Annotated in this window: 22 protein-coding genes and 1 riboswitch; of the genes, 5 read left to right on the forward strand and 17 right to left on the reverse strand. The window is 37.8% G+C overall.

Annotation, left to right across the window (positions count from 1 at the left end; translation table 11 throughout):
* Window positions 1-38 precede the first annotated feature (38 nt).
* The 10 genes from I6N90_RS07650 to I6N90_RS07690 form a co-directional block, all read right to left on the reverse strand.
* The gene (locus I6N90_RS07650; RefSeq protein WP_197934943.1) at window positions 39-383 is read right to left on the reverse strand and encodes a cupin domain-containing protein; all 345 of its coding nucleotides are present in this window, start codon (window positions 381-383) and stop codon (window positions 39-41) included.
* Window positions 384-406: 23 nt separating this feature from the next.
* Window positions 407-898, reverse strand: coding sequence for a GNAT family N-acetyltransferase (locus tag I6N90_RS24690; protein ID WP_197935781.1), 492 nt, complete (start codon window positions 896-898; stop codon window positions 407-409).
* A 9-nt stretch (window positions 899-907) separates the two neighbouring features.
* The gene (locus I6N90_RS07660; protein WP_197934944.1) at window positions 908-1,450 is read right to left on the reverse strand and encodes a hypothetical protein; all 543 of its coding nucleotides are present in this window, start codon (window positions 1,448-1,450) and stop codon (window positions 908-910) included.
* A gap of 37 nt (window positions 1,451-1,487) precedes the next feature.
* Window positions 1,488-1,649: a hypothetical protein gene (locus I6N90_RS07665; RefSeq protein ID WP_197934945.1), complete on the reverse strand. Its 162-nt coding sequence runs from the start codon at window positions 1,647-1,649 to the stop codon at window positions 1,488-1,490.
* A 27-nt stretch (window positions 1,650-1,676) separates the two neighbouring features.
* The gene (locus tag I6N90_RS07670) at window positions 1,677-2,777 is read right to left on the reverse strand and encodes a DUF5071 domain-containing protein (RefSeq protein ID WP_197934946.1); all 1,101 of its coding nucleotides are present in this window, start codon (window positions 2,775-2,777) and stop codon (window positions 1,677-1,679) included.
* A 12-nt stretch (window positions 2,778-2,789) separates the two neighbouring features.
* On the reverse strand, window positions 2,790-3,305 hold the full coding sequence (locus I6N90_RS07675; protein ID WP_197934947.1) for a hypothetical protein: 516 nt from the start codon (window positions 3,303-3,305) through the stop codon (window positions 2,790-2,792).
* A 150-nt stretch (window positions 3,306-3,455) separates the two neighbouring features.
* The gene (locus I6N90_RS25425; RefSeq protein ID WP_442950955.1) at window positions 3,456-3,635 is read right to left on the reverse strand and encodes a CDI toxin immunity protein; all 180 of its coding nucleotides are present in this window, start codon (window positions 3,633-3,635) and stop codon (window positions 3,456-3,458) included.
* 50 nt (window positions 3,636-3,685) lie between these two features.
* Window positions 3,686-3,889 carry a hypothetical protein gene (locus I6N90_RS07680; protein WP_197934948.1) on the reverse strand — a complete coding sequence of 68 codons (204 nt, stop codon included), beginning with the start codon at window positions 3,887-3,889 and terminating at the stop codon, window positions 3,686-3,688.
* Between the two features lie 305 nt (window positions 3,890-4,194).
* Entirely contained in the window at window positions 4,195-5,751 is a 1,557-nt protein-coding gene (locus I6N90_RS07685; RefSeq protein WP_197934949.1) for an ABC-F family ATP-binding cassette domain-containing protein, read from the reverse strand.
* Window positions 5,752-5,860: 109 nt separating this feature from the next.
* A complete protein-coding gene (locus I6N90_RS07690; protein ID WP_197934950.1) occupies window positions 5,861-6,661 on the reverse strand; it encodes a helix-turn-helix transcriptional regulator in 801 nt (266 codons plus the stop codon).
* 244 nt (window positions 6,662-6,905) lie between these two features.
* Between I6N90_RS07690 and I6N90_RS07695 the strand changes: the two genes are divergently transcribed.
* Complete coding sequence (locus I6N90_RS07695; protein ID WP_197934951.1) at window positions 6,906-7,610, forward strand: ABC transporter ATP-binding protein; 705 nt, start codon at window positions 6,906-6,908, stop codon at window positions 7,608-7,610.
* A gap of 2 nt (window positions 7,611-7,612) precedes the next feature.
* On the forward strand, window positions 7,613-9,937 hold the full coding sequence (locus I6N90_RS07700; protein WP_197934952.1) for an ABC transporter permease: 2,325 nt from the start codon (window positions 7,613-7,615) through the stop codon (window positions 9,935-9,937).
* 50 nt (window positions 9,938-9,987) lie between these two features.
* Here the strand turns inward: I6N90_RS07700 and I6N90_RS07705 are convergent, their stop codons facing one another.
* Both I6N90_RS07705 and I6N90_RS07710 read right to left on the reverse strand, forming a co-directional pair.
* The gene (locus I6N90_RS07705; protein WP_197934953.1) at window positions 9,988-11,580 is read right to left on the reverse strand and encodes an MDR family MFS transporter; all 1,593 of its coding nucleotides are present in this window, start codon (window positions 11,578-11,580) and stop codon (window positions 9,988-9,990) included.
* Window positions 11,581-11,605: 25 nt separating this feature from the next.
* Complete coding sequence (locus I6N90_RS07710) at window positions 11,606-12,025, reverse strand: MarR family winged helix-turn-helix transcriptional regulator (RefSeq protein WP_197934954.1); 420 nt, start codon at window positions 12,023-12,025, stop codon at window positions 11,606-11,608.
* A 277-nt stretch (window positions 12,026-12,302) separates the two neighbouring features.
* Between I6N90_RS07710 and I6N90_RS07715 the strand changes: the two genes are divergently transcribed.
* Complete coding sequence (locus tag I6N90_RS07715) at window positions 12,303-12,593, forward strand: hypothetical protein (protein ID WP_197934955.1); 291 nt, start codon at window positions 12,303-12,305, stop codon at window positions 12,591-12,593.
* Between the two features lie 98 nt (window positions 12,594-12,691).
* Here the strand turns inward: I6N90_RS07715 and I6N90_RS07720 are convergent, their stop codons facing one another.
* From I6N90_RS07720 to pyk, 3 genes are all read right to left on the reverse strand, one after another.
* Window positions 12,692-12,958, reverse strand: a complete 267-nt coding sequence (locus I6N90_RS07720; protein WP_197934956.1) for a CD3324 family protein — start codon at window positions 12,956-12,958, stop codon at window positions 12,692-12,694.
* Window positions 12,959-13,406: 448 nt separating this feature from the next.
* Window positions 13,407-14,363: an EamA family transporter gene (locus I6N90_RS07725; RefSeq protein WP_197934957.1), complete on the reverse strand. Its 957-nt coding sequence runs from the start codon at window positions 14,361-14,363 to the stop codon at window positions 13,407-13,409.
* Between the two features lie 189 nt (window positions 14,364-14,552).
* Window positions 14,553-14,662: riboswitch (purine riboswitch) on the reverse strand.
* Between the two features lie 76 nt (window positions 14,663-14,738).
* Entirely contained in the window at window positions 14,739-16,157 is a 1,419-nt protein-coding gene (gene pyk / locus I6N90_RS07730) for a pyruvate kinase (RefSeq protein WP_197934958.1), read from the reverse strand.
* A 109-nt stretch (window positions 16,158-16,266) separates the two neighbouring features.
* Here pyk and I6N90_RS07735 point away from each other — a divergent pair, with 109 nt between their 5' ends.
* On the forward strand, window positions 16,267-17,040 hold the full coding sequence (locus I6N90_RS07735; RefSeq protein WP_232242767.1) for a helix-turn-helix domain-containing protein: 774 nt from the start codon (window positions 16,267-16,269) through the stop codon (window positions 17,038-17,040).
* A 61-nt stretch (window positions 17,041-17,101) separates the two neighbouring features.
* A complete protein-coding gene (locus I6N90_RS07740) occupies window positions 17,102-19,150 on the forward strand; it encodes a molybdopterin oxidoreductase family protein (protein ID WP_197934959.1) in 2,049 nt (682 codons plus the stop codon).
* A gap of 173 nt (window positions 19,151-19,323) precedes the next feature.
* On the opposite strand, the gene I6N90_RS07745 is transcribed toward I6N90_RS07740, so the two are convergent.
* Window positions 19,324-19,728, reverse strand: a complete 405-nt coding sequence (locus I6N90_RS07745) for a fibronectin type III domain-containing protein (RefSeq protein WP_197934960.1) — start codon at window positions 19,726-19,728, stop codon at window positions 19,324-19,326.
* Between the two features lie 311 nt (window positions 19,729-20,039).
* A complete protein-coding gene (locus tag I6N90_RS07750) occupies window positions 20,040-21,011 on the reverse strand; it encodes a 2-hydroxyacid dehydrogenase (protein ID WP_197934961.1) in 972 nt (323 codons plus the stop codon).
* Window positions 21,012-21,013: the final 2 nt, after the last annotated feature.

The raw sequence follows: 21,013 nt of genomic DNA on the forward strand, positions 1-21,013 counted from the left end.
CTCTCTATTCCTCTACAATTATTTACCAATATATAAATTTAATCAGTTACCGCTATTCGATCACCTAAAGTCGTAGGTTGTGAAATTACCAGAAACTCTATTGACTCATCCGATTTATTAAATATTTGATGTGGTGTTTCCGGAGGAATCTCAATACCTTCAAAGGGGTTAAGTTCATATCGTTCCCCATTTAGCTCAATGGTTGCTTGTCCTATAAGTATGTAGAAAAACTGCCATGATATTTGATGGAAATGCTTTTCTTCATATGTTCCTGGAGGCATTTTTTCGTGAATAATGCTTAAATTATCTCGATTAAGAAAACGCCATCCATCACAATTAAGACCCCACTTGTAGTGGGCGACTGATTCTTTATTTATCTTCATAGAGAACCTCTTTTCTGTAAAAATTAAACGATTACATATTTCAATACTGGCAGCTTCATCTCACTATCAACTGTTGAATCTTTTAGACCTATTCTATGAGCACCTAATCGCAAATAAAATTGTTCAGCATTCGGATCACTTTTTATAACAAATGAAATGATTTCAGTATGTTTCAATGTGCTCAGCAAATGGTTCCATAATAACTTACCTATCCCAGTTCCAATCGAATCTGGCTTAACAAAAAGCCAAACTAATTCTGGTTCATCATTTGTTCTGAAATGGTAGTATCCTTTAATATTCCCCGCTACTTCATACACAAAAACTTGTTCATCTTCAATTTCTCGGTCCGTAATCTTTAAATGTTCACGTGCAGCTTCTAAATAGTCAGCCTTATAATTCCAATGTGATTTTGAATCAAAAGCTAACTCACTTAAGAGTTCTGCTTCATAGGGCTTAGCTCTTCTGATCTTAATAATTGCTCTTCCTTTCGATTTAAAATATAGTAGTATATCGATATATCTATCTTACCCTTCCAACAGCTCGCCATCTTTTCCATAATACTTATAGTCATCAAATCTATGTCCGCCTATAGATTCTGGAAGCTCAATCCAAGTAACTTTAGCTATTTTCGGATTAAACGTTTGTTGTATTAGCTCCCCATTTACTCTTACTTCCATTTTAGCAATTTCATTTTTATCATTTGTTACAATCATCATTGATCTCTTCACTTTATCAGTCATATCAGGTAAGAAAGTACTAAATGATTCACCTCTTCTAACCTCAATAAAATGCCACTTATAATTCCCTTTTTTATTTCTTGTAAATTGAGCATAGCCGGGACTTTCGTCTACTAATAATCCCACGACCCTTGAATCGTCTACATCATTTATAGCCAAAATTGAAATAGAGTCTTTTTCATAACCAGGAATAGAATGAATGGCTTTGATAATTGATTTTTCATCATTGCCGTAAAATGTTTTAGGGGTGTTAAAAATAAATACCGCAATGATAACTAATAAAAATATTCCACCTATTAAAACAACTTTGACTCTGTTTGAAATTTTCACCACACTCCTTAGTAAGTTAATTGTGCATTTATATCATTTAATATATTTTCTCAACTGTGTTATACAGCAACGTTTCTTTTTCTACTATTTTAATATCACTGTGAAAATGCCCGACATACCACTGTTTAAATTGCAGATTGCTCTTAATGTTTTCGAAATAATCACTTAATTCATCTGGCACGATGTTCGTTTTTCGCAAGCTTTCTTATACCTTTGTCAATTGTCTTTATCGTTTTGTTTCATAGCTAATAATTAGTTTCAATATTTTTTTAGCAACTATATGACTTTCTACATCCATTTCACCTGTAGTTGGATGATTAGCTATTTCAGATATTTCTTTTTTAAGTTCCAACATATAATTTATTGGCATTTCAAGCACTAAATAATGCAGGCAATAAACTTTCCATTCTTCATCATCGGTAGCTAAAACACTTTTAATATGAGGTATTATTTCCTCAGGTAATTTTAGAAGTACTTTAGAAACATGACTCGCAATTGGCCAGTTTATGTCTTGAAGCCAAACTATGAGATGAGGAATTAGTGGAATAAGATCGTATCTATGTAATTTGTTGAGATTTTCAACTCGTACATTATCACTTTTGTGTCTAGGTAAAATGATGTTCTGTTTATCCCAGCTTATTAAATCACTACTTTTCCAAAGATCACTATCATAATAATCGATGCACAAAGAGTTTCCTGCTTGTCTAAAATTTCTAGTGAATTTTTGTCGTGCATAAAAATCAATATGCGCATGATTATGATATCCAGTAGATTTTAGATATGATTCCTTACCATCTTCACTGACAGATAACGCATCCGTTGATAAACTTTTAAATACACTACTGCTACCTATCAGTAATAATGTTTCAACATGTTCATTAATATCTAAAACGTCTTTATTCTCACGATAGTTATACTGGAAAGAAAATCGTTCCAATTTATTGTCCTTTTGAATTACGATTTCAATTTTCTTTTTGCTACATCTTTTACAATTACCTCTGATTTGTTTCCACTCATGTTTTTTTAATTGAATGGAATGGTGCATCATGACTAGATCGAAGGAATTGGAATTGTCAGACCAACCTGTTCTTAAGTAATCCGTCAAGTTATTCTTTTTTGATTCGATATAAATGATATAGTTAGTCATATTACCTAAACACTCGAATAAAGATGCTAAGTTAATTAAACTTAGTTCGTCTCCAAAGATGACATGGCTCTTCTCTTGATCTCGAACAACGTATAGTTTTGAAAAATCTAAAATTGGCATTAGGATATGATACTCTTTCTTCCCTATCGAAACTGTTGTACTATCAAATGTTATTTTCATCTAAACTTCCTTTCAAGATATTTTATATTCATATTCACCAGTAATTATTAATTTCTTATTCTCAAAATCATGTAGTAATCTTAATGCTTCAGAACAGATCTTTTGTCGTTGAATATCATCCAAATGGACCAAGTTCATGGTAACTGAATCTGTCTCCACACTACATAAATAAATGAGAGCCATCGCTTTTAAAAAGTCGTATCCTTTGCAATAGTCGTCATAAAGAGCTTCCATAACTCCGCTGCATTCTTTTATACTTGTTATTTGTGTCAAAGAGGTCAATAAAGAGATTAATCTCTCTTGTTCAAATCGTTCCAGCTTAATAACATTTCTAATTTGCTTCTTTGTTTCGTCGAATGCATACTTATTGCTATAATCTCTTGATATGAAATCTAAGTATTCTTTACTTCCAAAGTAATTTTCTAGCTCTTCATGTTCATAAATCCATAACTCAAATTGTTTTAAATTTAAATTATTTCTTTGAAAATTGTATAAATAACGTTGTGCTGATACTAAATCTAATTTCATTAATATCCTCACCTCTTTAGCTTTTCGAAAATGAAAAAATTTGTAGCATATGCCCATCATATTACTAGTTTTTACAAATAAATTTCTACTCTAATAGGATAATTTCCGTTAGCATCTCTTAGATAGTCGTTGCTTGTAATCTATTCTTACTTAATTGAAAACTATTTCGTAAATCCTATTGTCATTCCACCACTTAATCCACGTATCAAAAGCTACAGCAATTACATCATCATAATACTTAACGATTCTCGTTAATGAAGCTTCTATCACTGGTAGGTTAAGGCTATCCCAAACTACATAATAGTTATCATCGAAATCGATATATTGAATACGAAGTAATTCATCTAAATATGAAACTTCAAACTTATATTTATCACATTTTAATCCACTTTGCCCCTACTAGAAAACCCGAAAGCATCTTCCATTCTTCTACTGATCTCGATAGATTCATCTAGATTGTAAACTCGTGTTTCAGTACCAAGCGAACAAATACATTCATTGAATAAAACACCGTAATAAGATTCTACTTTTATCTTCCGTTTTAATTGTTCAATTCGAAATTTACGTTTTTCCTTTTCAGTCACTTTTTATCATCCTATTCCATTAAAACACCTGAAGATCTTCTTAAAGTAGTTCAAATTTATTTTTCAAAAACTTATTTACGTCGTTAATTATCAAAGTGATTATTGTTTTAAGTTATTGAAGCCACTCGTTTCTTGAATGCACCAAATCCCACATACTACCAAAATAATTATAATACTCTTATAAAAATATGGATATAGATGCCGAGCTAATCTTACTGTCGCGTGCCAAGCTTAACATTTAGATATCTTTGCGACAAAACAAAAAGACCTACCCGCATCGATAACAGGTAGGCCATTTACTACGATTAGAATACTTTTGTTGTCCAAGACTCACAGTTCCACGTTTCCGTCACAACATCTGTGTAAAACTCAGGTTCGTGAGAGATAAGAAGAATGCTTCCTTTGTACGCTTTTAGTGCACGCTTAAGCTCGTCCTTCGCATCAACATCCAAATGGTTTGTAGGCTCATCGAGTACGAGTAGGTTGGATTCACGGTTGATCAATTTACAAAGGCGAACTTTTGCTTTTTCTCCACCGCTTAGCACCGTAATCTTACTTTCAATATGCTTCGTCGTTAGACCACATTTTGCAAGTGCAGCACGAACTTCAAATTGATTAAAGGATGGGAATTCGCCCCATACTTCTTCGATACACGTTTTGTTATTCGCTTCTTTCGTTTCTTGTACGAAATAACCGATTTGTAGATTTTCCCCACGCTCTACTATTCCAGATAGAGCTTGAATTTCTCCCAAGATGCTACGTAACAAAGTCGTTTTACCGATACCATTCGCACCTACGAGAGCAATTTTTTGTCCACGTTCCATCTTAAGGTCAAGAGGTCTAGAAAGTGGCTCAGAATATCCAATAACAAGATCCTTCGCTTCGAAAATAAGTCTGCCAGCTGTTCTGCCTTCTTTAAAGTTGAACTGTGGCTTCGGCTTTTCCTTAGCAAGCTCGATAACTTCCATCTTATCAAGCTTCTTCTGACGCGACATCGCCATGTTACGAGTTGCAACACTTGCTTTGTTACGTGCTACGAAATCTTTAAGGTCCGAAATTTCTTGTTGCTGACGTTTAAAAGCAGATTCAAGTTGCTGTTTTTTCATCTCATGTACTTGTAGGAAATGATTGTAGTCCCCTACGTAACGTGAAAGCTCCTGATTTTCCATATGGTAAATCAAGTTGATTACACTATTTAAGAAAGGAATATCATGTGAGATAAGAATAAATGCATTTTCATACTCTTGCAAATAACGTCTCAGCCATTCAATATGCACTTCGTCCAAATAGTTTGTCGGCTCATCCAGTAGAAGAACATCTGGTTTTTCTAGAAGAAGCTTTGCAAGCAATACTTTCGTACGTTGCCCACCACTCAAATCGTTAACGTCTTTATCAAGACCAACATCCGTTAGTCCTAGACCACGAGCAGTTTCTTCGATTTTTGCATCGATTAAATAAAAATCTTGGTTTGTAAGCGTATCTTGAATCGTGCCGACATCCTCAAGCATTTTTTCAAGTTCTTCTGGAGTAACTTCGCCCATACGGCCGTACATGTCATTCATTTCTTGTTCCATATCGAACAAGTATTTGAACGCACCTTTCAAGACGTCGCGGATCGTCATTCCTTTGCTAAGCACTGCATGCTGATCCAAATAACCAACGCGCATACGCTTTGACCATTCAACTTTACCGTCATCCGGTTGTAATTTTCCTGTAATAATGTTCATGAAGGTAGATTTACCTTCACCATTTGCACCAATTAGTCCGATATGCTCACCTTTCAGCAAGCGGAAGGATACGTCGTTGAAGATGGCGCGATCTCCAAAGCCGTGACTTAGACGTTCTACATTTAATATGCTCATTTATAGACACCTTTTCTGTTAGAGTTGATACTTGCTATATTATAAGCGTTTTGGTGTGTTCAACTCAACACGAAATTAGCAAAAATGTCGAAAACATGCGAAGAAACATCTATTTTCGATAACCTTCTTTATTCTTAACTCTACCAAGGAAATGTGTCATTAATACAGGTAACGATATAAGTATCGGTGGGTCATCTAGTTGTGGGAGATGAAGGATAACCTCTTGTGGCGGAACTGGTTCGTAAGCTTGTACGATAACTGGCAGTCTCGAACGTGTGCGCAAAGTCATCTGTGGTAAAAGCATGTCAATTGCTCCCGTTCCCCATGAGATCGTTGTCGCCATCAAAAAGTAGATGCCAGGTTTAACATTCGGTAGCTCGAACTCGCCTAGTGATGATTGCAATGTGCCATAAATCGGAAATCCTTCAGGAATAGGTTTTTCAAATAAACCGATCAATATAACACCGTTAAAATCGTGTTCTGTTGTAATCGTTCCGCGAACGGAAGCATTTTGCGGAAATGCAAATGTAGAAGTTTGCCAATTATCTAACTGTTTTAACGATTCCAAATGAAGATTGGCTTGTTCGCCTGAATTTCGGAAATGTGCAGGTGTCATTCCTACTCGCTCTGTAAACCTCGTCGTAAACGTTCCTAAACTCTGTTGACCAATTTCCAAACTTATATCACGCACACTTAAGTGTGTCCGCAAAAGTAGATCCTTTGCTCTTTGCAGCCTCATGGATGAAACATAATACAGTGGTGAGATACCCATACGTTCCTTAAATAATCGTGCAAAGTGATATGGACTATAGGCAACATGGCTAGCTAATTGATCTAAAGTTAGTGGATCATATAAATTCCGCTGTATAAATGCAATTGCTTCATCTATTTCAGTTTTCACTGTGGACAACCATTACACCTCCCTCACCTGGTAAAAGAAGTAAATGAAACAGTTGTATTCTATCATCCTCTACCACGATCTGTCCAATTTAATACAGCCTTTAGAAATCGGTCCTTCGACCGAAATTAAATCAGCCTTACGATGTCGGTCTCTAGGTGGATAACAGTACAGTCCATCGACCGTATCTGGAAACTACTACAAGAGTTAGAATTGTTTTCATAAAGATTAACGCAACAGCGAGGAGTTGTAATTAATGAAAACACTAATCGAATTTAAAAACGTAACAAAACAATACAAAATAGGTGAAGTGCAAATCGATGCTCTTACTGGTGTAGACTTCTCTATTTCGGAAGGAGAATTTGTCGTTATTTTAGGCGCAAGTGGTGCAGGTAAAAGTACAATATTGAACATCCTTGGCGGTATGGATACAGCTACTTCTGGTCAAGTGTTTGTTGGTGGTCAAGAAATTACAAATGTAAATGAAAAGAAATTAACAGAATACCGTGGCGAACAAGTTGGGTTCGTCTTTCAGTTTTATAATCTAATTCCGAACTTAAACGCACTCGAAAATGTAGAATTTGCTACTGAAGTATGTAAAAACCATCTGAATGCTAAAGAGATTTTACATAAAGTTGGACTAACTGATCGCATCAAAAACTTCCCCTCTCAGCTCTCTGGAGGTGAACAACAACGAGTTGCTATAGCTAGAGCCGTGGCCAAAAATCCTTTATTGCTACTATGCGATGAACCAACCGGCGCTTTGGATTATGTAACAGGTAAGTCCGTCTTAAAGCTTATTCAAGATTTGAATAGAGAAACGAAAAAGTGTGTTGTCCTGGTCACACATAACTCAGCATTAATTCCTATGGCAGATAAAATTATTAAAGTGAAAAGCGGAAGGATTGAAAGCATCACAATTAATGATAAAAAACGAAGTGTTGAAGGGATTGAGTGGTAATTATGAAATTACCTTTGAAACTGTTAAGAGACACAAAAAAATCTATCGGGCAATTTATAGCGTTAGTTTTGGTAGTCGCAGTGGGTGCATTTTTTTATGCGGGGCTTATAACGTATAGCAAAGAACATCGCGCGTATCTTGAAAATTATTTTGAAGATCATAATTTAAGTGATTTGAATGTATATTATGATCGAATAACGAAAGAAGATATAACCACGTTGCACACAATCGACGGTATAAAAAAATTAGAAGCTCGTTATACTTTTGATGCTACGCAAGTGTTTGAAGATCATAAAGCTGTTTTAAATATTCATTCGATCCCGAACAATAATGAAATTAATACATTAACATTAATTAATGGGGAGATTCCTACAAAAAAGGGAGAACTTTTTTTAGATTCTCATTATGCAAAAGAACATCAATTCGTTGTCGGTGACCAAATAAGTTTAAATACTAATGGCAAAGATATAACGTTCACAATAAGCGGTTTAGGTGAAAATGTTGAACATGTTAAAAAGAACGCAACACAAGACCATAAATCACATGGAATTGCTTATATAGCTGAAGTGTCGCTTTCTGAAATCAAAAACGATATTCACTATAATGAAATAATGATTGATGCACAAGAAGGTTTTGATATCGATACATTAGGGAAATCCATTGAAGTTGAGACCAAACATCTACCTTATTTAGAGCAAATAAGTAAAGAACGTTCCTTTGGTTATTCTCAAATCAAACAAACGATGTATAACAATAATATGATGAGTACAGTTGTTCCTTTAGTCCTCTTCTTAATCGCATCCATCATTCTATTTCTAACGATGTCAATGACGATTGATTCTCAAAGAAATCAAGTTGGCATAATGAAAGCTTTAGGTGTAAAAAATAGTAGCATCATGCTCCATTACATGGGTTACCCTGTTCTAATAGGTGTAATTGGCTCATTCCTTGGTTGTGTTATAGCCGATATTGTATTTATCCCAGTAGTTTCCGAGTCTAGTGCAAGATCTTACTCTCTACCCGACATTACATTTTCACTTTCTTGGTTTTCGATCATTCCACCACTCATCTTCTCGAGTAGTTTTGGAATGTTATCTTGTTACTTAAGCGGGAGAAACATACTAAAGGAACGTGCAGCACAAGCAATGCGACCTAAACCACCAAAAAAGATAAAAAATCTACTTATTGAACGAATACCAGGTATATGGAGCCGATTATCCTACAGCAACAAACTCATTTTGAGAAATATATTTTTAAATAAACAGAAAGCTATAGCGAGCTCCATAGGTATTATCGGAAGCACTGTATTATTGATCATATCATTCGGCACACAAGCTGGTTTACAAAAAGTAGTGGATCAAATTGAAGATGTTTACACATATGATTTACGAATAGATTATAAGGTTGGTACATCTGCTGATTCATCACAACTACCTGCTGGTATTGTAAATAGCTATTCTTTATCCTCGTTTCCAGTTGAGTTTCATAAAGAAGAGGCAAAAGAAAATGCTACCTTAATTGTTACAGAAAAAGATAACAATCTTCTTCATTTTTTTGACGAAGATGATAACCGTGTATCTCTAGAAGACAATGGTGTTCTAGTACCCCAATCATACGCTGACACATTCAACATCGCAGTAGGTGATACGATTCAATTATCATTTACTGCACCTGAATTTAAAAACAAGTCGATTTCATTGAAAGTGAATAAAGTATCTGCTCAATTTTCGCATCCATCATTTTACATTACACCGGCCTATTTAAAAAGCTTTGGCATAGACTACAGTCCAACCTCACTTTTAGTTAAAGTCAGTAGCTCTGCTGATACGACAAACGTAAGGAACTCCTTTGAACAAAACAAAAATGTAGATACCATCTCAGATAAAAACGATCTTAGGCAAACAGCCGAGTATATAATGAAACAGAACAATTTTGCATTCGTATTTTTTATCATTTGTGCCGTCGTACTCTCATTTGGCGCTATCTATACGATTTCTTCCATAAACATTTATGAAAGGAACCGTGAGCTTGCAACACTTAAAGTACTTGGATATCAAAAAAGTAAAATAAACAGACTAATCTTCTTTGAGAATATCATTTTAACTACATTTGCGGTCATTATTGCTCTACCGATAAGTGGAAAGTGTTATGAAGTCATAGTAAAAGCAATGTCTAGCACACATCAACAGATTCCTGATCAATTAACACTTTATACGATGGTGATTTCCGTCATTCTCGCCTACTTACTCACTCTTCTGTCTAACTTACTGCTTCGAAGTAAAGTAAATAAAATCAATATGATCGAATCATTAAAAAGTATTGAATAATAGAGAAAAGCCATGGCAGGTTCCCCCGTCATGGCTTTCATTCTGAGACGTTATGATTCTGTTACTGGTTCACTTTCAATTTCTTTATTAGAAGTACGTAGCGGTATTTCTCGTAAAAATAAGGTCAACACAAACGCTATGACAACTAAAGCTGTACCAGCCAAGAATACGACCGTTAAAGATGAACTAAGTGCTTCCCGTAATGTAGCAATCAATTGATCGACTAATGGCTGTACATCTGCTGGCACACTTGTTTTAATCTTTTCGAGCATTGGTTGATTAAGCAATATTGTAGGATCATGGAACGCCGCAAGCTGCTTTGCCACCTCAGGATCAACCGAATCCAAGTTAGTCCCTTCATTAGCCGCCATTAACTTCTCCATATTTTTCGTAAGCGTAGAAGTCATCAGTGTTCCCATTATGGCAATTCCGATTGTGCCGCCAAGATTACGGAAAAGCTGAGATGAAGCTGTAACTACACCAAGCTCAGTAGGTTTCACTGCATTTTGAACCGTTAATGAGAATACTGGCATTCCGACTCCAAGTCCAATCCCGAATACAATCATAGCAACAACCGCTAGCCATACGCTGTTCATAAATGCCATAATGAGCATTCCCGCAATCATAATAGGTAATCCCATTACTGCATATCGTTTGTATTTACCTGTATTCGTAATTTTTCGTCCAATTACAGTACTCATAATAACCATTGCAATCGACATTGGCATTGTCACATATCCAGAATACGTTGCTGAGATTCCTTCAACCCCTTGAACGTAAAAATTGATGTAAATGAGTGCCCCCATCATACCTGCGTTCATTAGAAATCCAACTGCATTTGAGATCGTTACGATGTCGTTTTTGAATAATGAAAGTGGCAATACAGGACTTACTGCCTTTTTTTCCACAAATATGAATATAACAATTGAAACAATGGCTGCTATAAACAATCCAATAATTTCGAATGAAGCCCAATCATATTTTGTTCCTGCCCATGAGAATCCAAGAAGAAGCGCAATAATGGCTATACTTAAGAAGAAGGAACCTGCATAATCAATTTTTTCGGCAGGTTTACGTTCAACCTTCGGAAATAACGCTAGAATCATAAAGAATGCTACTACTCCAAGAGGTAAGAACACCCAGAACAACCACTTCCATGCGAAGTTATCAACGAGCCATCCACCGAGTGCTGGGCCTAGTACGCTTGAGAAGCCAAATACCGCCATCATTACTCCTGTCCACTTGCCACGCTCCCGAGGAGAGAACAAGTCCCCTACTGCTGTAAATACAGTGGACATAATAACGCCTGCCCCTAAACCTTGAATACCACGGTAAATAATAAGCTCAATTATATCTCTTGAAAATCCCGTCAGAAACGCACCAATCATAAAAATGACGATACCAGCGAGTAGAAACGGCTTTCGCCCATAAATATCCGACAACTTACCTACAAGCACAGTTGCTAGTGTTGAGGTCAGCATATAAATCGTAATAACCCAGCTATAATGCTCCAATCCATTGAGTTCAGCAATAATACGTGGCATTGCTGTACTGACAATGGTCTGATTAATAGCCGAAAAAAACATGGCCATAATGATAGCAGCCATTATCGTTAACTTTCGTTTATGTGATAAATGTTCCATACTCGTTCCGCTCCCTACTCAATTCCTATTGTTCAACACGAACCATTTTCTCTAAAATATCTGTCACTAACTGAGCTTCTTCCGTGCTTAACTTTTTCATATAAGAACCCACTATATCTTCTCGTATGGCCTGCGCCCTACGTAATATATCATGTCCAGTATCCGTCAGCTCCACCAAAATAACTCTACGATCATTCATATCGCTTACTCTTTTCACAAAATCTGATTTCTCTAAACGGTCGATCATAACCGTCACAGCGCTTGGTTTTACCTCCATCCGCTCAACAAGCTCGGTTAGACGGCACCGCTTAAATTCTCTGATGTAATAGAGCATATACAATTGAGTTCCAGTAATTTGTCCATCCATTTGCTTAATAATTTCTGATCCAAATACACGACTCAGCTGTGAAATTGAACTCTGAAAACGACTATTTAGTGTTGTCATGTAACCCTCATCCCTCATATAGTTTAGTACTATATATTTAAACTATTTAAATAATAATGAATCTGATTGCGACTGTCAAGTAACCTTTGTAGAGCCTGTTCCATTGTTGGGAAAAGCTCAGTCAGTCACTTCCACTTATACTGACACTCTTCGTCATTTAAAAATAAATATCTGTCGATAAGTATACTTTCACATGGGCATGTTGTGACAAACATTTTACCCATCATCTGATACCATTATTACCATGTCGCCTATATATTGCAGAGGAGTGTTAGGAATGAAATTGATTATGAATGAAAACTTCAATAATGAAACCATTGCGTTTGATGGATTCAGCTTCAAAAATTGTTGCTTTACGAACTGTGTTATCATCATTACTTCTTTGGATTTTAATTTCGAAGGCTGTTCTTTTTATGGATCTGCCCTACATGTTAATCCCAATTTACCGGTGTTCGAGGTGTCCCATCGTCTGTCACAATCCGCTTACGATACAGATACTCAATGTTTCCGGGACGATTATAAATATCCAAGAACAACCGTGCCGCTCCCAGTCACTTCGGTCCATTAATGACTCTCACCACATAGACAAAAAAAGAAGAACCTCTGCCCACTGCACTGTGGCACATGGAGGTTCTTCTTTTACTTTCCATTCAATTGGTTTCATGCTTAGCGAGCCTTTACAATAATCTTACGAATACTTTCACTCGAAAGATGATATTTGCGTTCCAGCTCCGCTACTGAAGCACCATTTGTGTAACATTGGAAAATCTCTTTGTTTCTTTCTGCCAGCAGCTTCCGAGTGCCGCTAACTTCTCCCCAGCTTGCACGCTGGTTAGATGGCTTAGGGATGTAGATCAGGTCGCCTTGAATATATTTTTGCAGCTCTAATAGCAAACTAGGGGGAAGCACGTCTCTTCCATTTTTGTAATTCACAGTATAAATCCTCCTCGAATAAGTTGATACGTTTGGCTTGCGATAGGTTATTGAATGCGAAAATTTTCATTTAAAGCCGCCTCCCTTTCTTAGTCAAATTTTGTGGGGTGTTCCCCTGCTTCTTATGAAGCTTCATTTTCCATTATAATGAATAATGTATCCGTTAACAATCCTTTGTTACAAATATTAGGTTACTCTTTTGAAAGTAAGAAGAGGCCCATAGGCCTCTTCGTTTAAGGCGTCTCCGATTAAACGGAGACCACCTCTAGGATTTGAATCAAATTGATCAGCTCCTTTCATCCATATTTCGTCGGCCCGACATCATAAGTATACTTCCAGTTCGTGGAACTACGCCAGCGAAAGAACAGCTATAAAAAAAACTTTACCAGACTCCTCTTAAGTTGATAAGAAGATCTAGTAAAGTTTAAATTGTGTTCATTACTAACGACTAACCGGATGTGACAGCATTTGATTTCTTGCTTCTCATCTTAATAATTTCTGGATATGCTACACCTATAAGCACAATAACTACACCGATCCATTGTAGGAAAGATACTTCTTCATGTAGAACAAGTGAAGATAACATAACAGCGACTGGAAGCTCCGCTGCACCTAATATGCCAGCCATTCCTTCTCCGATATGTGGAACTCCATATGCGAACAATAGAGGCGGTAAAAAGGCACCAAAAAATCCTAGTAAAGCACCGAACAAGATTAGACTGCTAAATATTTCTCCATTCCAAAGGAATTCTGGAGGGAATACGATAAATACGAACAGTAGACCACCTGTGAGCATCCATTTCGTACGTGTTACTGGATGTTCATTCGGAACAACTTTTCCACTGAACAACATGAACAAGGAGTAACTAACTGCTGCTAACAAACCAAACACGATTCCTAGTATGTGGAACTTTCCTATGCCTTGTTCAATCATACCTGCAGCAAGAATTGTACCACTAAACAATATAGCTAGTGTTAGATAAATAATTTTATCTGGACGTTTTCGCTTAATAATCGATTCGATTAGAACACCTATCCAAGCGAACTGGAACAATAATAGTATAGCAAGTGATGCTGGCACATAATGAAGGGATTGATAATATAGAAGACCAGTCAATCCGATTGGAATTCCTGCTGCCATTAGAAGCAACTTCTTTTTCCAAGTAAAGCTACTTACTTTGTTTTGAACAGAAGATTTCTCTGCCTTTAACGTACCTGTTCCAACTTTGTTTTTCTTTTTAAGATCGATAAATAGTGCAAGTAACCAAGTCAATATAAATCCAACTAGGAGTTGTGTACCAACCACATCACCAAGTGTGTACCCTTCGTCGTATGCTAACACAACAAACGTGGATAGTATGCCGTAACTTGCAGCGGCAATAAATACAGCCAAAATATGTTTCATTCTCTTCTCCTCCTCCAAAGTTGCGAAGCAGACTTCCTTCGTAAGCGTTTGCTTATAGCTTGCAAAACAAACTTACTTCGTCAGCAAGTGCTTAAAGTTTGTGTAGCAAACCCCATTCGCATTCTGGATTAATAATTAAGTACATACACAAAAACGCAAAAAAGCTACGGATAGTAAGTCTTATTCGTTAGAATAAAGCTTACCATTCGTAGCGTGGAAGTAAGGCTTCCCGTAGATACCCCCACCCTGTGTCCAAAAACGTTATGTGGGGTTATACGAATTGTTAGTTGTCGTTTATGTGATGACCAGAGTCTATTATTACTCCTAAGGACTAGTTATGTCAATGGCTTTATTTACCTGCTAATGTTGACTGTTCTATTCCATTTGGTGAATACGGATTAAATTGGTAGCACCAGCTTTTCCACTTGGAACACCTGCAGAAATAATAACAAAATCACCTGACTGCAATAAATTAGTTCTGCTGCCATTACGGATCGCCGATTTAAACATTTCGTCCGTTGTCGAAGTAGCTTCACCCTTGATCGGGATTACACCACGAACAAGTGTTAGACGTTTAAGGACATGGTCGTGTGCTGTAATCGCAATGATTGGCGCTTTAGGATGGTACTTAGATACCATACGTGCCGAGAATCCGCTCTCCGTTGGCGTCAAGATTGCTTTTGCATCAAGTTGCAAGGATGAACTTACAACAGCTTGGCTAATTACTTCAGTTACTGATGAGGATGGAACAGTCATCTTCGATTGGAAAAGATCCCCGTAGTTAATCGTTGACTCAGCGCGAGTTGCGATCATCGACATCATTTTTACAGATTCAAGCGGATATTTCCCAGCAGCAGTTTCGCCGGATAACATAATCGCATCTGCACCTTGAAGCACAGCATTAGCTACGTCACTTACTTCAGCGCGTGTAGGTCTAGGGTTTACTTGCATGGAATCGAGCATTTGAGTAGCAACAATTACGGGCTTGCCTGCTAAATTACACTTTTGAATCATCTCACGTTGAATCATCGGTACATCTTCAGCTGGAATTTCTACTCCAAGATCTCCACGGGCAACCATAATACCATCTGACACTTCAATGATGGAATCAAGATTTTCAACGCCTTCTTCATTTTCAATCTTAGATATAATTTGAATATGTCCTGCACCTGCTTGTTCAAGCAATTGACGAACGTGAAGAATATCTTCAGCCTTGCGAACGAAAGAAACCGCGATAATATCTACGCCTTCTTTAACTCCAAAAGCAATATGGCGAATATCTCTTTCTGTTACTCCAGGCAATGTCGTACGAATGCTCGGAAGATTTACACCTTTACGTGGTTTTAAACGTCCTCCGTTCATAATCGTACAAATAATTTCAGTGCCCTCAATGGATTCAACGATAAGTTCTATCAAACCATCATCGATAAGGATTCGACTACCGATTGTTACAACTTTCGGCATATCCTCATAATTAACAGCGACGCAATTTCCGTCTCCAACAATATCTCTACTAGTAAGCGTCAGTTTTGCTCCAGTTTGCAGCTCGTAACTATCTTCTTGCAAAGTTCCAATTCTAACTTCTGGACCTTTAATGTCCATCATCACCGCAACAACTGCAGAAGCTTCAGCAGCTGCTTCTCTAATCAAGCTGATCCGTCCACTATGATCAGAAAGTTCGCCATGTGCCATATTCAAACGAGCAACATTCATGCCCGCATTCATCATTTCTTTTAGTATTGAGATCGAATTACTCGATGGTCCCATCGTACAAACAATTTTTGTTAAACTCATTTTTGTATTCCCTCCATCACTCTGTTGTGACTATTGTAGAGGAAAATTGGGACAACGTACACGTATTATAGTATGATAAACAGACTATTGTATGATGAGGTGTGGTATTTTGTCGATTGATGGCATGAGACTTGACAGTGGGATGAGCTGGTTCGAAGAAAATAGCCTGCAAGCAACAAACGCATCATTTGTCATAGCCACTTATGGGAAATGTATTTATTGGATCGATGGTGAGAAGACGATTTTGGAAAGAGGAGACTTTCTGCTTATTAAAGCTGGCGTACATTATTATGGTAAAAGTGTACCTACTGTTTTCCATGAAAAGTTTGTCATTCAGTTGTCAATAAATGAAGACATATTATTTGCTTTGCCCCTCTTGTTTACAAATTCATTTGTTAAATCGAAGGCCGGATGTTTTGATCTCATTTTAGAAAGACTTCGAACAGTATGGAAGGAATGGCAAGATGCAATACCCTACTGTTCATTCCGCGCTTACTCGATCGTACTTGATGCTTTTTCACTTTGGTGTAGAGAACTGGATCGGGGAGATGAAGCGACCATAACACTTCAACACATTGAGAAGATGAAAGCTTATATTGGACAATACTATCGTGGCAAAGTAACGAAGGATGAGCTAGGTGCTTGTATTGGCAGAAGTCCCAATCATGCAGCTGCGTTGTTCCGCCGGGTAACTGGTCAAACGATTAGCGATTATGTTCATGCCACTAGAATTCGCACTGCAACTTATATGTTGAAGGAATCCCTTTTGACCATTTCTGAAATAGCTGAATATCTCGGTTACTCCGACGTATCCTATTTCCAGCGCATATTCAAACGGATTATCGGATTGTCACCAACTCATTATTTAAAGATTCAAATATAATGGTAAACTATATACACGTACTTATCGTTATTTCGAACATAATAAATGGAGTGATTGGAATATGACTACGTTTCAAACAGACGGTGTAGTCCGTTCTGTATGCCCTTTTGACTGCCCAGACACATGTGGGCTACATGTTACGTTTTCTGAAGGAAAAATAACGACGATTACAGGTGATCCCGATCATCCCATCACAAAAGGTGCAATATGCAATAAAGTTAGAAATTTGCCTGAGCGCATTTATCATCCTGATCGACTGCTCTATCCAATGCGCCGTGTAGGGCCTAAAGGAACTTTAGAGTTTGAACGAATAAGCTGGGATGAAGCTTATGAGGAAATTATTTCGAAGATGAAGAATCTGTCCGAGCAATATGGTGCTGATTCCATACTTCCGTATAGCTTTTATGGCAATATGGGTGTTTTGAACGCGGAAGGTATGGATCGTCGCTTCTTCCATCGTTTAGGTGCCAGTCAACTAGATAGAGCGATCTGCAATGCTGCAGGTTCAAAAGGGTATAGTTATACGATGGGCGGATCTCTTGGCATCGATCCTGAAGATACTGTTCATACAAAGTTATTTCTCATTTGGGGTTGTAATCTCGTATCAACAAATATGCATCAAACGATGCTTGCAACAGAAGCACGCAGAAAAGGTGCCAAAATCATTCATATCGATGTACATCGCAATCGCACTTCAGCGTGGGCGGACGAATTTATTCATCTGTTGCCAGGCAGTGATGCAGCACTTGCACTAGGCATCATGCATATTCTCATCCGAGACAATTATGTAAATGAACAATTTATAAACAACTATACGATCGGTTATGAGGAACTTAAAGAGCAAGCAGCCCAGTACCCTCCTTCCATCGTTTCTGAAATAACTGGGGTTCCCGTTGAACAGATTGAAGAGCTGGGTAAACTTTATGGTACGACCACACCTTCATTCATTCGTATTGGCAACGGACTTCAACATCACGACAACGGTGGTATGATGCTTCGCACCATCGCATGTCTGCCTGCTTTAACAGGACAATGGGCAGAACTTGGCGGCGGTGCTATGAAAGGGAATGGCTGGTATTCCCGAATTAACAATGGTGCTCTTGAACGCGAAGATTTACTTCCTGACCCGAATGTTCGAACCGTTAATATGAATCAGCTTGGAGATGCATTAATTGATCTAACACCTCCTGTGCGCATGTTATTTGTCTATAACAGTAACCCAGCGATCGTAGCGCCGGATCAACAAAAAGTTCGTAAAGGACTTCTTCGAGAAGACCTGTTTACAGTAACTCACGATCTATTCTTAACAGATACATGCAAATATTCGGACATTGTATTACCTGCTACTTCACATTTTGAAAATATTGACCTCTACTCATCCTACTGGCATCTATATATGCAAATAAATGAGCCAATCATGGATATCGTTGGTGAATGCAAATCCAACTTTACTTTGTTTAAAGAATTGGCACTTCGTATGGGCTTTGAACGTGAGTTGTTTGATCTGACAGAAGAAGAAATGATTAACGTAGCTTTAGATGTTACTCATAATCCGCTACTGGAAGGAATTACTTACGACTCCCTAAAACAAAATACATGGATGAAAGCTGGGGGCGGTAATCTTCCGCCAATTATGGAGCGAATTCCTACGCCTAGTGGTAAAATAGAGCTTTATTCGGAGTCGATGAGTAAAGCCGGATTGTCGCCTGTGCCGGAATATACGCCGCTTAGGGAACCGCTCACTTATCCATTCTTAATGATGACGGGACCCAATCATAGCTTTATTAACTCCACTTTCGCTAATCAACCTCGATTGCAAAAGCTGGAAAAAGGTCCGATCCTTCATATGAATGAACAAGATGCATTGGAGCTAGGACTAAACGAAAGTGACCTCGTACTTGTGAGAAATGACCGTGGTGAAGCGGAATTAACTCTAAAGTTAGGTACTGACGTACTTCCAGGTGTACTTGCTACACAAGGGTTATGGTGGGATGATGGGCAAGGTAGAAGAAACCCTGTGAATGCATTAACTCCTCAGCGTCTAGCTGATATGGGTGGCGGAGCTACATTTTTCTCAAATCGTGTTGAAGTTATAAAGGTCAATCGCTAAAAAGAACTAGTTATGTCGCTACACATCTTGAAATAGACATTAACAATGTAAAGAGCAGTAACAAGGGGGCTCCCTTTGTTACTGCTCATATTTGTATGAGATTCAACTATCCAAACTCCCGTTAATTTTGCTCGGCAGCCCCTATTGTATTAATCATCGTTAACAACATTACATTATTCTGTGGGTAACTTAATGCCTATAGGATGACTATAAGGAGAAATGTTCCCTGCCGCATCTACTGCCCTTACGGAATATGAATAAGGAGTTCCCGGAGTTAACCCAGTATCTGTAAAGGTTAACGTTGTACTGGGCACAGTTCCTACTAGTATGCCAAAATTAGAGCGATATACTTGATATGCGACAACGCCAACGTTGTCGGTGGCTGCATTCCAATGAAACGATATACTTGTAGAATTGCCTGTAATAAATTGAAGACCGGTAGGTGCCGTTGGCGCTTGTGTATCTGCGCCGGTCGCAGATACAAGCGAAGGCACTACGCTACCTATCAGAGCCCCCACAGTCAACATGATAATTGCTTTCCTTTTTAAAGACTTCCGAGCGTTAAGTAATCTTTTCATAAAAACTCCCTCCACGTCTCTGTAAATTTTAAAAATAATACTTACTACAGACAGTTTCAGTTCACCCTGCTTGAGCTAAAGGTAAATACCGACCCCCTCAACCACTCTATTGCAAACAACTAAATTTATGTTAAATTACATAAATTATACCTTTTTCCAAACCTACTACAAGGGGAAAAAGAACTAGAATAAGATTGGATAGAGATAACAAAAAGTCGAAAAATAAAAAGCCCACTTCAAACTAATTAGAAACATATCGTCTTCTAATTAGCAGTAATGGGCCTTAGATTCTAAATAGTCATTTTCTTCCCTTACTCTATAAACTCAGGCACAAGATAAAGTGGTTCTTCCCCTTGTAATACAGCAACTAAATTACGCGCAGCTACCATTGCCATTTCGTCACGAGTCTTAAACGTAGCGGATCCAATATGAGGAAGAAGCAGTACATTTGGAAGTCCAAGTAACGGATGATCCTTTGGTAATGGCTCTTGTAAAAATACGTCTAATCCTGCCCCACGAATCGATCCCTCTCGTAATGCGTCAATTAATGCACCTTCATCAACTGTTGCACCACGGGATGCATTAATAAAAAACGCAGATGACTGCATTAGTCCTATTTCCCGTTTACCAATCATACCTTTAGTTGCATCAGTTAAAGGCGTTAGTAAAACGATAAAATCATTGTTTTCAAGCAACTCATCTAACTCAGCATATTGAACGCCAAACTTCTCCTCGGCTTCTAGTTTCCTTGTACGATTATGATATTGAACATCCATTTCAAACCCGAAAACAGCTCTCCTAGCAACTGCTTCTCCTATACGTCCCATGCCAATAATGCCGAGCTTCGCATGATGTACGTCAATACCATATAGGTTTTCACCGTCACCACGTTTCCATTGTCCATCCCTAATATAACGATCCAATTCAGCAACACGTCTTGCACTACCAAGCATCAGTGAGAACACAAGATCTGCAACAGTTTCGTCTAACACTTCAGGAGTATGCGTACCGAGTACGCCCTTCTCCTTCATTGCTTCGATGTCGAAATGGTTATAGCCCACACTAACTGTACTGACGACTTTGAGATTTGGAGCTGCTTCGAGTAACAATGAGTCAATCTTTCGCCCAGCTGTTATGTAGCCGTCAGCAGCACTTAATCGTTTATATAACTGATCTCTCGGAATGGTGTCTTCTTCTTCCCAAAGGTCAATTGTACAACGCTCTAACAAATACGCCTTAACTGCATCTGGAATAGCTCGATCGATGAATACATGTGGTTTCACTG

The sequence above is a fragment of the Paenibacillus sp. GSMTC-2017 genome, assembly GCF_016019935.1.
GTDB lineage: Bacteria > Bacillota > Bacilli > Paenibacillales > Paenibacillaceae > Pristimantibacillus.